The sequence below is a fragment of the Paenibacillus sp. J22P90 genome, from assembly GCF_059692195.1.
The window spans coordinates 341,119-355,351 of record NZ_JCAUAY010000005.1 but is presented as its reverse complement, the minus strand read 5'-3'; the positions used below and the strand labels follow the sequence as shown (position 1 = coordinate 355,351).

Below are 14,233 nucleotides of genomic sequence, written 5' to 3'. Positions count from 1 at the left end.
GAAGACCGCATCTAGAGGTAAATGTATGATCAAACGAATGAAAAATGCAATAAAACATTAATTTATAGTAACACAGTGAAATAGCTCATGACAACTTATTCGGCAACTGTTTTCACAAAATTCTGAATACTTTCAATCGCACGGTTAGCCAGCTTTTCGTATTTTTCCTTTTTATTGCGAATACGCTCAGGCAGCGCTGGAAGAAGACCAAAATTTGCATTCATCGGTTGGAAGTGTTTGAAGTCTGCCGTTGTAATGTATTGGGCCATGCTGCCCAACGTCGTTTCTGCCGGTAACACCAAGCAATCTTGACCTTTCGCCATACGGCCTGCATTTAATCCAGCGATCAAGCCTGATGCTGCCGATTCAACGTACCCCTCAACGCCTGTCATTTGACCTGCGAAAAATAAATTCTCACGGCGTTTATATTGGTAGGTTGGCTCAAGCAATCTCGGCGAGTTGATAAACGTATTGCGGTGCATGACGCCATAACGCACAAACTCAGCTTGCTCTAGACCTGGGATCAGCTGCAGCACTCGCTTTTGCTCTCCCCATTTCAAATGGGTTTGGAAACCTACTAAGTTATACAAGGTGCCTGCGGCATTATCTTGACGAAGCTGTACGACGGCATGTGGCAATTTGCCAGTATGTGGATTAACTAAGCCAACAGGCTTCATTGGTCCGAATAACACGGTTTGTTTACCACGCTTAGCCATAACCTCTAGAGGCATACAGCCTTCGAAATAAATTTCCTTCTCAAATTCCTTCAGTTCGGCAACCTCAGCTGTAATAAGAGCCTCATAGAAAACGTTAAACTCTTCTTCTGTCATCGGACAATTCAGGTAAGCAGCCTCACCTTTATCATACCGTGAAGCCAGATATACCTTATTCATATCGATGGAATCTTTCTCTACAATCGGTGCAGCTGCATCATAGAAATACAAGTATTCCTCGCCCATCAAAGCTTTAAGCTCAGAAGCAAGATCCGGAGAAGTTAATGGACCTGTTGCAACGACAACGATTCCCTCTGGAAGCTTTTGAATTTCTTCATTACGAACCTCGATTAACGGATGATTTCGCAATGTATTCGTCACCGCTTGTGAGAATCCATCACGATCTACCGCCAATGCGCCTCCCGCAGGTACAGCATGCTCGTCGGCACATGAGAGAATAAGCGAATCCATCCGTCTCATTTCTTCTTTTAAAACACCAACTGCATTCGTGAGACCATTGGATCTCAACGAGTTGCTGCACACAAGCTCAGCGAACTGATCTGTAATGTGTGCAGGAGTTTTTCTTACATTACGCATTTCATATAAAGTAACAGGCACGCCTTGGCGGGCGATTTGCCACGCCGCTTCACTACCAGCTAATCCTGCGCCGATGACTGTTACTCTTTGATTTTCTGGCAAAATCAGACACCTCTAATCTTTCATATCATCTGAGTGATCGGAATCATCACTCGCTTCTTCTTTATGATCACATTGCGTACACTGAATCGCAACGCCAGCCTTACTGCGCTTCTCGATCATTAACGAGCTGCACACAGGACACGGCTTACTAACCGGCTTATCCCAGGATACAAAATCACACGTTGGGTATTGATCACAGCCGTAGAATATGCGTCCTTTTTTACTCCGGCGTTCAACAATTTTACCAGTATGGCATGTTGGGCAAGTTACGCCGACATCTTTAATAATTGGCTTTGTATTGCGGCAATCCGGGAAACCTGAGCAAGCAAGGAATTTACCAAATCGCCCCATTTTATACACAAGGTGCTTGCCGCATTTCTCACAGATCTCATCGGATACTTCATCCGCAATTTCGATTTCCTTCATTTCTTCCTCGGCGAACTCAAGACGTTTCTTAAATGATTTGTAGAACGTATCGAGCACTCGCACCCAATCCTCTTTGCCCTCTTCGACAAAGTCTAACTCTTCTTCCATATGCGCAGTAAACTCGATATCCAGAATTTCCGGGAAAAATTCCTGCATTAACTGAATAACGAGCTCGCCTAGCTCCGTTGGCACGAACTTCTTCTCTTCGATCGCGACATAGCCGCGCTTCTGAATCGTTTCTAGCGTAGGCGCATAAGTACTTGGACGTCCAATGCCCATTTCCTCTAAGGCACGTACTAATCGAGCTTCTGTATAGCGTGGAGGCGGTTGAGTAAAGTGCTGCTTAGGCTCTACACTCTGTTTTTGCAACGAATCGCCCTTTGACAGCGGAGGAAGTAGTTTATCCTCTTCTGTCGTACCGTCGTCATTGCTCTCCACGTACACTTTCATAAAACCTGCAAACTTCATTTTAGAACCATTCGCTCTAAAAATAGTTTCTCCAGCTGCTAAGTCAATCGTCATTGTGTCCAATACGGCAGATGCCATCTGACTAGCAATAAAGCGATCCCAAATCAGCTTGTACAAGCGGAACTGATCTTTACTCAGGAATTCCTTCATTTGATCCGGTTCACGCAGGGCAGATGTTGGTCTGATCCCTTCATGCGCATCTTGAGCATTGGCATTTTTCTTGAGATACTGACGCGGCGTCTCTGGATAGAAGGTCGGGCCGTACTTCGATATAATAAGCTCTCTGGCTTCTTCTTGGGCAATAGGAGAAATCCGTGTGGAATCTGTACGCATATACGTAATTAAACCAACGGTACCTTCTTTGCCTAAATCGATACCTTCGTATAATTGCTGCGCCACAGACATCGTTTTGGATGCACGGAAATTAAGCTTTCGCGCCGCCTCTTGTTGCAAGGAGCTTGTAATGAATGGAGGGGAAGGATTACGTTGACGCTCTTTCTCTTTCACTTCTTTTACAGTAAACGCATCTTTACCCATCGCAGCAAGAATCACATCGACATCTTCTTGAGAATGCAGTTCTTTCTTCTCACCATTGTGGCTATGATATTTAGCTTCGAAAACGGTTTTGCCTGCATCAAGAACAGCTGTAATTGACCAGTACTCTTCCGGTTCAAACGCTTTAATCTCATTCTCACGGTCTTGAATTAATTTAACTGCGACCGATTGTACACGGCCTGCTGACAGCCCTTTTTTTACTTTTTTCCAAAGCAAAGGACTAATTTTATAGCCAACAAGTCGATCCAAAATGCGGCGCGCCTGTTGTGCATTCACTAAATCTTGATTAATACGTCGAGGCGTCTTAAATGCATCCTTAACCGCTTCCTTCGTAATCTCATTAAAGACGACACGACAAAGCTCTTCAGGACCAACATCCAGATAGTGGGCTAAATGCCAAGCAATCGCTTCACCTTCGCGATCCGGATCCGCCGCCAGATATATTTTTTTTACTTTTTTGCTCGCATCTTTAAGTTCTTTTAGGATAGAACCTTTTCCACGTATCGTTATGTATTTAGGCTCAAAGTTATTATCGACTTCTACGCCAGTTTGGCTTTTCGGAAGGTCGCGAATATGACCCATCGAGGCTTTTACGATGTATTTACTGCCTAAATATTTGCCGATGGTTTTGGCTTTTGCTGGTGACTCAACAATGACTAAAGAATCTGCCATGGTTCGTCCTTCCTCCCCTCTTGGTTTCAAGGTAAAGTTTCTTGGCGAGAAGCAAAACTTCGTGATTAGCCTAAGCTCGAATGTAAGTTGAACCCGGAAGCTGTTTAATCGCCTTTTTCAATACCAAAGATAACAGAACTGCATGCAAATGTCCAAACGTAAATTGAGTCTCTTCTAATATAGTGTCTATCGAGACTGGCGTTTCTGACATCATTCGAACAATTTCGACCTCATCTGCGGTCAGTATATTTGTTAATTCTGGCTTAAATGCAAGCTGAATGTCATTCATATTTATCATGTGTTTATAATCGTCGACAATTTCTTTGACGTCAGTGACTAATTTTGCGCCATCCTTCAAAAGCTTATGAACACCGCTGCTTTGGCGAGAATGGATGGGACCGGGAACAGCGAAAACGTCACGCGAAGCATCTTCTGCAAATGCAACTGTAATTAATGATCCACTATCCTCCGCTGCTTCTACCACCATGATACCCAGCGACAAACCAGCTATGATTCGATTGCGCTGTGGAAACATGCCAGGATGCATGCCAGTGCCAATCGGATATTCCGAAATAATGACGCCTTCCTGCTCAATGTTGCGATATAACAGGGCATTCTCTCGAGGATAAATCGAATTGATCGCGCATCCAAGCACGGCCACCGTTTTCCCCTTCCCTTGCAGTGCGCCTATATGTGCTTTACTGTCTATTCCCCTTGCAAGCCCGCTAACAATCCCAAAACCCACTCTAGAAAGCGCTGCCGCCCATTCTTCGGCGATTTTCTTCCCGTAAAGGGTGGGTGTTCGTGTGCCTACAATGCCTAGTAAATGCCCCTTTAACAACATGGGATCACCTTTTACATACAAAACCCAAGGCGGCTGTGCAATTTCCTTTAGAATATCAGGATATCCCTCATCGAACCGCGTTATAATGCGGATAGCTTGACTATGATATAACTGCAGCTTCTGTTCTATAAATGTTGGCGTCAGTCTTGTTGAAACTTGCTGTGCGACAGAAGTGCGAATCCCATGAGAAGCGATTTCTGCTGCTGATAATCCTAGTAATACGCTAGGTTCAGGAAAGCGTCTCAACAACTGGTCGATCGTTTTCCAACCGATGCCCTCCAGTTCATGAAGCCCAATTAAACATTGACGATTATCCATTAGTATATACACTCCTTTCACGAATGACAAATTTATGCATCAAATGAAAATAAAAAAACCTTCCACATCCCAATAAAGGGAGATGGAAGGTTGCTTACCTTCGTTAAACGAAGCTTATTTTTTTGTGATGACTTTATCTAGCATACCTTTTTCTTCAAGCACGCTTACAAGTGTTGAACCCATTTCGGATGGTGTAGCCGCTACGCGGATACCGCATCTTTCCATTGTTGCAACTTTCTCAGCAGCTGTACCTTTACCACCGGAAATGATGGCACCAGCATGGCCCATACGTTTTCCTGGAGGCGCTGTTTTACCACCGATGAAGCCAACAACTGGTTTCGTCATGTTTGCCGCAACCCACTCTGCTGCTTCTTCTTCAGCCGTTCCACCGATTTCACCAATCATGATAACAGCGTACGTATCTGGATCTTCGTTGAAACGTTTAAGGATGTCGATGAACTCGGATCCTTTAACTGGATCTCCACCGATACCAACTGCAGAGGATTGTCCGATTCCGCGAGTTGTCAATTGGTGAACAGCCTCGTAAGTTAATGTTCCGGAACGCGAAACAACACCTACGTGACCTGGAGTATGGATGTAACCTGGCATAATACCGATTTTGCACTCGCCTGGTGTAATAACACCTGGACAGTTTGGTCCGATAAGAACGGTATTTTTACCTTCTAGGTAACGTTTTACACGTACCATGTCTAGTACTGGAATACCTTCTGTGATACAGATAACCAATTCAAGCTCAGCTTCAATCGCTTCGATGATGGATTCTGCTGCAAATGCTGGTGGTACATAAATAACCGATGCTGTAGCACCTGTTGCATTTTTAGCTTCTACAACTGTGTTGAAAACTGGCAACTTAACAAGCTCACCATTTTCTAAAGTAATATCTACTGTCGTGCCGCCTTTACCAGGAGTTACGCCACCCACCATTTGTGTGCCGTAATCCAGACCGCCTTTGGTATGAAACAAACCCGTAGCGCCGGTAATCCCTTGAGTAATGACTTTTGTATTTTTATTGACCAAAATACTCATGATCGATTGTTCACATCCCTTATCTATTTTTCAAACCTCATCAGGTTTAACTTTATTTCACAAGTGCAACGATTTTTTGCGCGCCGTCAGCCATGGAATCAGCAGCAACGATGTTCAAGCCGGATTCGTTAAGAATCTTTTTACCAAGCTCAACGTTAGTACCTTCAAGACGAACAACAAGCGGACGGGAAAGTCCTAGCTCTCTAGCAGCAGCTACAACACCTTCAGCGATTACGTCACAACGCATGATTCCACCGAAAATGTTAACGAAAATCCCTTTAACTTGCTCATCGGAAAGGATGATTTTGAAGGCTTCAGTAACTTTCTCTTTCGTAGCACCGCCCCCTACGTCTAGGAAGTTAGCAGGGTCTCCGCCGTAGTGCTTGATAATGTCCATAGTGGCCATAGCAAGTCCAGCGCCGTTAACCATACAACCGATGTTACCATCAAGTGCGATGTAGCTAAGGTCATATTTGGAAGCTTGGATTTCTTTCGCATCTTCTTCTTCAAGGTCACGAAGATCAACGATGTCTTTGTGACGGAAAAGAGCGTTAGAATCAAAGTTTAATTTCGCATCAAGAGCCATAACGTCGCCAGAGCCCGTTACAACCAATGGGTTGATTTCAGCAATGGAAGCGTCTTTTTCAACGAATGCTTTGTAAAGAGCAAGCATGAACTTAACTGCTTTGTTAACAAGCTCATTCGGGATGTTGATGGAATAAGCAAGTCTGCGTGCTTGGAAGGATTGAAGACCGATTGCTGGGTCAACAACTTCTTTGAAAATTTTCTCAGGAGAGTGCTCAGCTACTTCTTCAATCTCCGTACCGCCTTCTTCAGAAGCCATCAAAACAACGCTTCCTGTCGCACGGTCAACAACAACACCTACGTAATATTCTTTCTTAATGTCACAACCTTCTTCGATCAAAAGGCGTTTAACTTCTTTACCTTCTGGACCTGTTTGGTGTGTAACAAGCACTTTACCTAGAATTTCGCTAGCATATGTACGAACTTCATCGAGGTTTTTAGCTACCTTAACGCCGCCTGCTTTACCGCGACCACCGGCATGAATTTGTGCCTTTACTACGACAACGGATGTTCCAAGTTCTTTTGCTGCTTCAACTGCCTCATCAACAGTAAAAGCAACCTTTCCGTTAGGAACGCTGACTCCGTACTGTCTCAGGACTTCTTTGCCTTGATACTCATGGATATTCATTTCCTAAATCCTCCTATCAGTATGGACTTTCTATACGTGCTATACAGGGAAAAGTGTAATTTCCAATTGACGTTGTGCACGAGAAACTATCTTGCTACCGGAATTAGTATCACACTTCTTCGCAAGCCCTAACCATTGTATCACATTATTTTCGACAGTTTCTTTATTTTTTTCGTGAATCCCTTCAAATTTATCTTTCACAGTGAAAAACTTTAGCTATCACTTCACAAAAATGAAAAAAACGTATTTCTCATGGGCTGAAAAATACGTCGTACTTCAACTTGGTTAATAGAAGGAATTTGGTGTTGTATTAACCCGAGGTTCACGCTCTGCTTGCTTAATAAAACGCATTTCATTCGCTGAAAAGTTACAGATTAAGCACTGAATCGTGGGTTCAGGCTCAGGAATGACGCCAGGATCATGGAATTCGGTAATATTCCCGGATAGTGCATCCTTCAGAAAAGACTGCGAATAGCTCGTGATTACATTAAATTTTATCCGATTTGAACGGCAATTGGGACAAAAATATGGTTTTTCCTGCATTTCATCACCTCATCTTCCAGTATGTGCATGTCTCTCATTTTTAAAACGTGACAACATATCGACAATATTTGCGTATTTTTACCAATTACGTTTATAATATAAGAAAATAGTCGGATCAATAAGGAAGCACCTTTTATCCATCTCGAACGCAGCGTTAATCGCTGTGAATTCCGTGGAGAAGAAGGTGTTTTTTTATGTATGGTAAAGTCATGAGCGCTTGTTTACAAGGCATTGAAGGACGACCGATTGAAGTCGAGGTCGATATTTCAAGCGGTTTGCCTCAAATAAATCTAGTCGGACTCCCCGACTCAGCGATACGAGAATCTGTTGAACGCGTGCGTTCCTCGATAAAAAATGGCGGTTTCACTTTTCCTATGGACCGCATTACGGTTAATCTGGCTCCAGCAGATTTGCGCAAGGAAGGCTCGTCTTTCGATCTTGCTATTGCAGTTGGCATTCTCATTACCACAGGACAAGTGCATGCTGAAGGGTATGCAAGTACATTATTCCTAGGTGAGCTTGCTTTAGACGGGTCTCTACGTCCTATTCCTGGCGTTCTATCAATGGTACATGCTGCCAAAAAGATGGGGATTCATCGTGTATGCTTATCAACTGCTAATGCTTCTGAAGCCGCTTTAATTGAAGGTGTTGAAGTATATGTTATTTCAAATCTTTCCGATTTCAAAAAATGGAACAAAAGTTCCCATCACGAGTTTATTTATCAAAGTGCTGAACTGGAACGCAACGAGCTTTCTACCGCTGTCAATCAACAAGCTAGTTATGTCGAAGACTATGCGGATGTTAATGGGCAGCATCAGGTTAAACGAGCGATGATGATCGCTGCCGCTGGCATGCATAATCTGATCCTTCTCGGCCCTCCAGGAACTGGAAAAACGATGCTCATTAAGCGCCTGCCTTCCATCCTCCCTCCATTGACAGACAGGGAATCGTTAGAGGTTACGAAGATATACAGTGCTTCGGGCAAACTGACAGACAGATCCACACTCATGCGCGCAAGATCGTTCCGTGCCCCGCACCACTCCATTTCGGCCGCTGGCCTCGTCGGCGGAGGAACAATCCCCAAACCTGGGGAAGTAAGCCTCTCCCATCGGGGTATTCTTTTTCTAGACGAGCTTCCAGAGTTTACACGCAATGCGCTCGAAGTTCTCAGGCAGCCGCTTGAGGATCGCCATGTGATGATTGCTAGAGCCAGAGCTGTGTACACATTCCCTTCTCATTTTATTTTAGCTGCGGCTATGAATCCTTGTCCTTGTGGCTATTATGGCGCTGAAACAGAGACGAATGCTTGCATTTGCTCTCCTGCTAAGATCGTTCAATATCGTTCCAAAATATCTGGTCCGCTGCTCGACCGCATCGATCTTCATGTTGAAGTTCCTAAACCGAGTTATGCCCAACTAAAAGATAACGTATCTAATTTATCCTCAGACGAAATGAGAGCCAAAGTGATGCAGGCCCATTTACGTCAGCAGCAGCGCTATGCAAGAACAGACATTCAGCATAATAATGAATTAAGCGGTAGATTACTGCGAGAAATATGCCAGTTAACGCCGGAAGGTGATCAACTTTTGCGGATTTCGTTCGAGGCATTGGGATTAAGTGCACGAGCGCATGACCGGATCTTGCGGCTCGCGCGTACAATCGCGGATTTAGACGAGCATGATTCGATTCTCCCAGCACATCTAGCGGAAGCCATTCAATATCGGAAGCTGGATAAAAACCAACGCATTGAAGAAATTGAGATCTAACCAGCTGTAGCTATATGGAGTAAAACGAAAAAATAAAAGCCCATTGACTCGTCATCATCGTTCATGACGTTCAAAAGGCTCCTTGTATATGTACAATCTTCGGTTCTGCAGGTAGGTCTGACATTTCAACTGTAATAACGTCGAATTGTAGGGATTGTTCGTATTTTTGATACCGATGCAAATAAAATTGCGCAATCTCTCGGACCTTCGCCTGCTTGCGATAATCGACCGACTCTTTGGCCGTGCCAAATCGACTAGAAGGACGTCTCGTTCGAACCTCAACGAAAATAAGTTTATTGGCTTTCTCGGCTATGATATCGATTTCACCGGAACGACAGCGCCAATTACGCTCAACAATGAGATATTCTAGGTTAAGAAGATAAGCTGTGGCTAATTCCTCACCTTGTCTACCTAACATTTTGCGATTATCTTTAGGTGGGATATTCATCTAATCATGCCTCGACTGTCTCATTCGCCCATCAGACCGATAAATAAAACTAAGGACCTCGGCAACTAATTGGTACAGCTCTGGCGGGATTTCTTGATCCAAATCAAGTTTAGATAACACCTCAACTAGTGACTTATCTTCTTGAATGGGAATGCCATTTTCCTTCGCTTTTTGTAAAATCGCTTCAGCCATGTGCCCTTTCCCTTTGGCTATGAGGGTTGGGGCTTTTTGCGCTTCAGGTGAGTAGCGAAGAGCTACTGCCTTCTTGATTGGGGTTAATTGTGACTCCTCGGGAGCTTGTTTGGGAGGACTCATGCGCGAACATCAACCCCTTTATAGGTTTTTGGGCGATACAGCTCACTCAAATCTACCCTTCCATCCAAGGATCCTATTTTACCAGCCTCTTCCTTCCCTTCTTGAACTTCAAGGGGCTTAGGATACGGGGAACATTTTAAGGAAATGAACTGATAACCAACACTGTTCATGGCTGCGGCTATTTCATCTTTTGATGATTCCATCAAACCCGCTAAGGCTGGATGATCATTATGAATGGTCAACGAAACGATTTTGTTGACGACTTGAACATCGAGCAACGTATTTCCCATGACCTTCATTTGAAGGTCAAACAAAAGCCGACAGTTGCTGGAATCTACTTCGCCACGGCTTCCTTTGCGGGATTGTATATGAATAGCTGCTGTTTGCTGACCTGTACTGTCCAAGAAAGGAACAAACATGGTCATCTGCGTAAACATCGCATTCTTGTCATTCGTTAACATCAGCTGCTGCCCCGTAATTTGGCTGACGGCTTGCTGCGCAGCTTCTTTAAGCGGTGCAGGGAGATCTTCCGATGCTGATAGCTGAAGCAATAGGCTTTTCAGCGATTCCGAAGTCGGCTTACTAGCATCACTTTGCTGATCGGGTCCAGCTGGGTTCAAAAGCGAAAATGATTGATCTGCGGCTTGTTGACGCGCCAGCATCGGATTACCGCGCTCGTCCAGCTTCCCGGCAACATTAGCTGCAACATGGGATTCATGCTCAACGCCGACGGCTTTGAGCATTTTGCTGATCCAGTTGGTCTCTGGAGGTTCTGGAGGCGCGGCGCTCGCTCGCGCCTCTCGTGAGGCCAGCCCCCCCTCCTGCTTCGCAGGGGCGGGTTGTGTTAGTGCTGGCGAACCCGCTTGCAGCGGTTCGCCTTGCCTTACAGGCTCAGCGCTTCGCGGCTGAGCTTGTGAGGCCGCCGGCTTCGCCCCGGCGGCTAGAGAACCATCCGCGCCGTCAGTGACCGGCGCGGGTACCGTTTCGCCCGCTGCAATCGCGGCGGGCGGGGCTGTACCGGCAGCGGCCGTAGGCACGCTGCCACGCGGCGCAGCCGCGTCACTGCCACCAGCCTGCGCAGCAGGTGGTACAGATGACCCTGCCTGCGGCGGCGCAGCCGCAGGCTCGTCCGTGACGGAGCCCGGCGCAGCCGGCTCCGCAGGACGCACAGCTGCGGCCGTCGCGCGCAGCTCCTTCAAAAGCGACACAACCTGCTTGGCGGTATCCGCCGCAGGGTGTGTCGGGTCTTGCTCAAGCAGCGCGGTCGCCTGCTGCTCGAGCTGCTCGAACACCTGGCCCGCCGAAGGTCCGGAGGTCACCTGCTTTATCGCATCCACGGTAGTAGGCGTAAGTGGCAGCCCCTTCTTCGAGGCGAGCACAGCCGCTTGCAGCCATTCCTCTTTATTAGCTCCCTGTGGCATCTCTCGCATGACAGACTCGAATGCCTTCACATTTTCCTTGGACACAGGTACGCCTTGTTGCTGTAATTGCTGAACCATTTGACGATTGCCAGCCGAATCCTTGACCTCAAAAGCTTTGAGAAGCTCACCGAGCGAATCATCCGCAATCTGCACATCCGAAGCGACAAGCGGCTTTAATAGAATTTGACCGCCCTTGGATTCTGGTTGCACCTGCAGCATGGTCACATCACCTTGCTTTAGAGGCGTTTCAAGCTTTGCACGAACTAATGTTCCACCTATATTCACTAGTGCTTCCTGTTCACTTAGGAGTTGAAGCACAACGCCTTTGACAATTTGTCCAACTTTTAATTCGAGCGTCTTCGGATCAGCCGCTGTTAAATCCCCAACTAGGTTACGAATTAAACTACTAATATTCAAAAAGCTCACCTCGAATCAGATTCCACGTATGTATATTATCGGCGTTAACTGCCATTTTCGTTATATGATAATAGTTAAATGAAGTCCAACATGAGTTGTTCCACTTGAAAATCCTTTTCTTGCTCATCAAGCTGCGCCATAATTTTACGAATAAATAATTTCCGATGTAACGGTGTCGGTCCATATTTCAAAAGCATCTCTCGATGGTGCTTCGTTGCATAACCTTTATGTACTGCAATTCCGTACTCTGGATAGTGCTCGTCCCATTCTGCACACATGCGGTCTCTCGTCACTTTGGCAATAATGGAGGCTGCAGCAATCGATTGACTTAAGGCATCCCCGTGGATAATCGCTGATTGCGGTAGCTCGATGTCAACGTTCTCTGCATCAACAAGCAAATAATCCGGAACCTTGTGCAGCTTCTTTACAGCTTGTTTCATAGCTAATCTCGATGCTTGCTTGATATTTAAAGTTTCGATGCCATCCACATCAACAATCCCAATGCCAACCGCAATGGCCTCATCCATAATCTGTTCAAAAAGCAGTTCACGTTTCTTTTCCGAAAGCTTCTTGGAATCGTTAATCCCCTCAAGTACATATCCTGTAGGCAGAATAACAGCAGCAGCCACGACATCTCCAAAGAGACAACCGCGCCCAACTTCATCAATTCCTGCAATCGCTGTGAAACCTTCTTGCCATAATTCTTTTTCATGTTCTAGCACGGTAACGCCCCTTTCCCATTGCTTCATTATATAGGATCGGCGCTTCGTCAAGCCATACCCATTTTTTTCTACAGTTACTAAGTTAAAAAAAAGAAAAACCCAAGGCTTTCGCCCCAGGTTCCTCCTGCTTTGTATCCTTACAATGGTCTTTCCAAGGAAATACGGCCCATTTTCCCTGCTCTCAGATCACGAATAATGATGAGGGAGGTTTTGTCCAAATCAACCTTGCCTCCGCTCACAATGGCGCCGCGCTTACGCCCGATCGCCTCCATGACCTTCACCATCTCTTGAATATTATCCATATCGTCTGGCAGCTCCGAAACACCGAAGCGTTCTTGGATGCCAGCACCATAATGCTGAACCATGTATTTAATCGTAAACAGAGCTACTTCATCCAAATGCAGAAGCTCTTCCTTAATGGCCCCCGTTGCAGCCAAACGCATGCCAACCATCTGATCCTCGAATTTAGGCCACAAAATCCCCGGCGTATCCAACAGATCCATCTCGGTACCAACCTTAATCCATTGCTGGCCTTTGGTTACACCTGGTTTATCTCCGGTTGCAGCAATTTTTTTGCCTGCCAACTGATTAATCAGTGTGGACTTCCCGACATTCGGAATCCCAACAATGAGCGCTCTAATCGCGCGGGGATTAATCCCTTTGCGCAGCATGGTCTCAATTTTATGGGCCCAAAGCTGTTTAACTCTAGGCAAAATCTCTTTGACATGCGTTCCGTTCGCAGCGTCAATCGGCAAGGCTGGCAGGCCTTGATCCGCAAAATATTTTACCCATTCCGCCGTCACTTGCGGGTCTGCAAGGTCATTCTTGTTTAACAATACGAGACGTGGCTTGCCTTTTAAAATCTCATCAACCATCGGGTTCCGGCTGGAAAGCGGGATGCGGGCATCCAAGAGCTCAATCACGACGTCAATCAGTTTAAGCTTTTCCTCGATCTGTCTGCGAGCCTTGGTCATGTGACCGGGAAACCATTGAATGGTCATTTCTCTTCACCTCAAAAATGTATGAAACTAATTTTCTTCACCGGCCAGAAAATAACGTCTGCACGGCCTACGATTTTATTGAAAGGCACAAAGCCAACACTTTTCGTTCGACTATCTTTGGAATTTGGTCGATTGTCACCCATTGCGAAGATCTCGCCTTCAGGAACTTTCGTTTCAGGGAAATCCAGTAACGTGTTATACGGATGTCCTTCTTTTACCGCTTGATCAATGGCTTCCTGAATGTATGTCTCGTTCAACTGCTCGCCGTTCACATACACCTTGTCCCCAGTTACCTTAACGGTTTCTCCAGGAAGAGCGATGACACGCTTAATATAATCCTTGCCTTCAGGTGCGTGGAAAACGATGACTTCGCCTCGCTTCGGATCACGAATATCGTACACAATTTTATTGACGATCAATCGCTCACCTGTAAAGAAATTCGGATGCATCGAATCTCCATCAACAATAAAGGGGGAGAAGAGGAACCAACGTATAATAATGACAAGTACTCCTGCGATTACTAGCGCTTTAATCCATTCCCACGTTTCACTTTTTGTTTGCACGGTCTTTGCTGGTGGTGCACTGATCGGCTGATTAGGTTGCATTTGATCGTTATGTTCCATCACTGACGGCCTCTCTTCCAGT

Annotated in this window: 13 protein-coding genes; 1 reads left to right on the top strand and 12 read right to left on the bottom strand. The window is 45.6% G+C overall.

From position 1 onward, the window contains the following. Positions 1-95: 95 nt before the first annotated feature. The 6 genes from trmFO to AC58UX_RS19080 all read right to left on the bottom strand — a co-directional run bounded on the left by trmFO (position 96) and on the right by AC58UX_RS19080 (position 7,498). Positions 96-1,412: an FADH(2)-oxidizing methylenetetrahydrofolate--tRNA-(uracil(54)-C(5))-methyltransferase TrmFO gene (trmFO, locus tag AC58UX_RS19105; RefSeq protein WP_497255532.1), complete on the bottom strand. Its 1,317-nt coding sequence runs from the start codon at positions 1,410-1,412 to the stop codon at positions 96-98. 12 nt (positions 1,413-1,424) lie between these two features. Beyond that, positions 1,425-3,533, bottom strand: coding sequence for a type I DNA topoisomerase (gene topA / locus AC58UX_RS19100; RefSeq protein ID WP_497255530.1), 2,109 nt, complete (start codon positions 3,531-3,533; stop codon positions 1,425-1,427). A 70-nt stretch (positions 3,534-3,603) separates the two neighbouring features. After that, positions 3,604-4,695: a DNA-processing protein DprA gene (gene dprA / locus AC58UX_RS19095; RefSeq protein ID WP_497255528.1), complete on the bottom strand. Its 1,092-nt coding sequence runs from the start codon at positions 4,693-4,695 to the stop codon at positions 3,604-3,606. A gap of 114 nt (positions 4,696-4,809) precedes the next feature. Next, a complete protein-coding gene (gene sucD, locus AC58UX_RS19090; RefSeq protein WP_497255526.1) occupies positions 4,810-5,742 on the bottom strand; it encodes a succinate--CoA ligase subunit alpha in 933 nt (310 codons plus the stop codon). A 52-nt stretch (positions 5,743-5,794) separates the two neighbouring features. Continuing rightward, positions 5,795-6,955 (bottom strand): ADP-forming succinate--CoA ligase subunit beta, encoded by a 1,161-nt coding sequence (gene sucC / locus AC58UX_RS19085; RefSeq protein ID WP_497255524.1) that lies wholly within the window; start codon positions 6,953-6,955, stop codon positions 5,795-5,797. A 285-nt stretch (positions 6,956-7,240) separates the two neighbouring features. Beyond that, positions 7,241-7,498 carry a hypothetical protein gene (locus AC58UX_RS19080; RefSeq protein WP_497255522.1) on the bottom strand — a complete coding sequence of 86 codons (258 nt, stop codon included), beginning with the start codon at positions 7,496-7,498 and terminating at the stop codon, positions 7,241-7,243. 194 nt (positions 7,499-7,692) lie between these two features. Here AC58UX_RS19080 and AC58UX_RS19075 point away from each other — a divergent pair, with 194 nt between their 5' ends. Beyond that, positions 7,693-9,264, top strand: a complete 1,572-nt coding sequence (locus AC58UX_RS19075; protein ID WP_497255520.1) for a YifB family Mg chelatase-like AAA ATPase — start codon at positions 7,693-7,695, stop codon at positions 9,262-9,264. Between the two features lie 70 nt (positions 9,265-9,334). On the opposite strand, the gene AC58UX_RS19070 is transcribed toward AC58UX_RS19075, so the two are convergent. The 6 genes from AC58UX_RS19070 to lepB form a co-directional block, all read right to left on the bottom strand. After that, positions 9,335-9,712 carry a YraN family protein gene (locus AC58UX_RS19070; RefSeq protein ID WP_497255518.1) on the bottom strand — a complete coding sequence of 126 codons (378 nt, stop codon included), beginning with the start codon at positions 9,710-9,712 and terminating at the stop codon, positions 9,335-9,337. After that, positions 9,713-10,027: an EscU/YscU/HrcU family type III secretion system export apparatus switch protein gene (locus tag AC58UX_RS19065; RefSeq protein WP_497255516.1), complete on the bottom strand. Its 315-nt coding sequence runs from the start codon at positions 10,025-10,027 to the stop codon at positions 9,713-9,715. Further along, the gene (locus AC58UX_RS19060; RefSeq protein ID WP_497255514.1) at positions 10,024-11,865 is read right to left on the bottom strand and encodes a TP0910 N-terminal domain-containing protein; all 1,842 of its coding nucleotides are present in this window, start codon (positions 11,863-11,865) and stop codon (positions 10,024-10,026) included. The genes AC58UX_RS19065 and AC58UX_RS19060 overlap by 4 nt, the downstream gene beginning before the upstream one ends. Positions 11,866-11,939: 74 nt before the next feature. Beyond that, positions 11,940-12,704, bottom strand: coding sequence for a ribonuclease HII (rnhB, locus tag AC58UX_RS19055; protein ID WP_497255950.1), 765 nt, complete (start codon positions 12,702-12,704; stop codon positions 11,940-11,942). A 20-nt stretch (positions 12,705-12,724) separates the two neighbouring features. Next, positions 12,725-13,588, bottom strand: coding sequence for a ribosome biogenesis GTPase YlqF (gene ylqF, locus AC58UX_RS19050; RefSeq protein WP_497255512.1), 864 nt, complete (start codon positions 13,586-13,588; stop codon positions 12,725-12,727). A gap of 11 nt (positions 13,589-13,599) precedes the next feature. Further along, the gene (gene lepB / locus AC58UX_RS19045) at positions 13,600-14,211 is read right to left on the bottom strand and encodes a signal peptidase I (RefSeq protein WP_497255510.1); all 612 of its coding nucleotides are present in this window, start codon (positions 14,209-14,211) and stop codon (positions 13,600-13,602) included. Positions 14,212-14,233 lie beyond the last annotated feature (22 nt).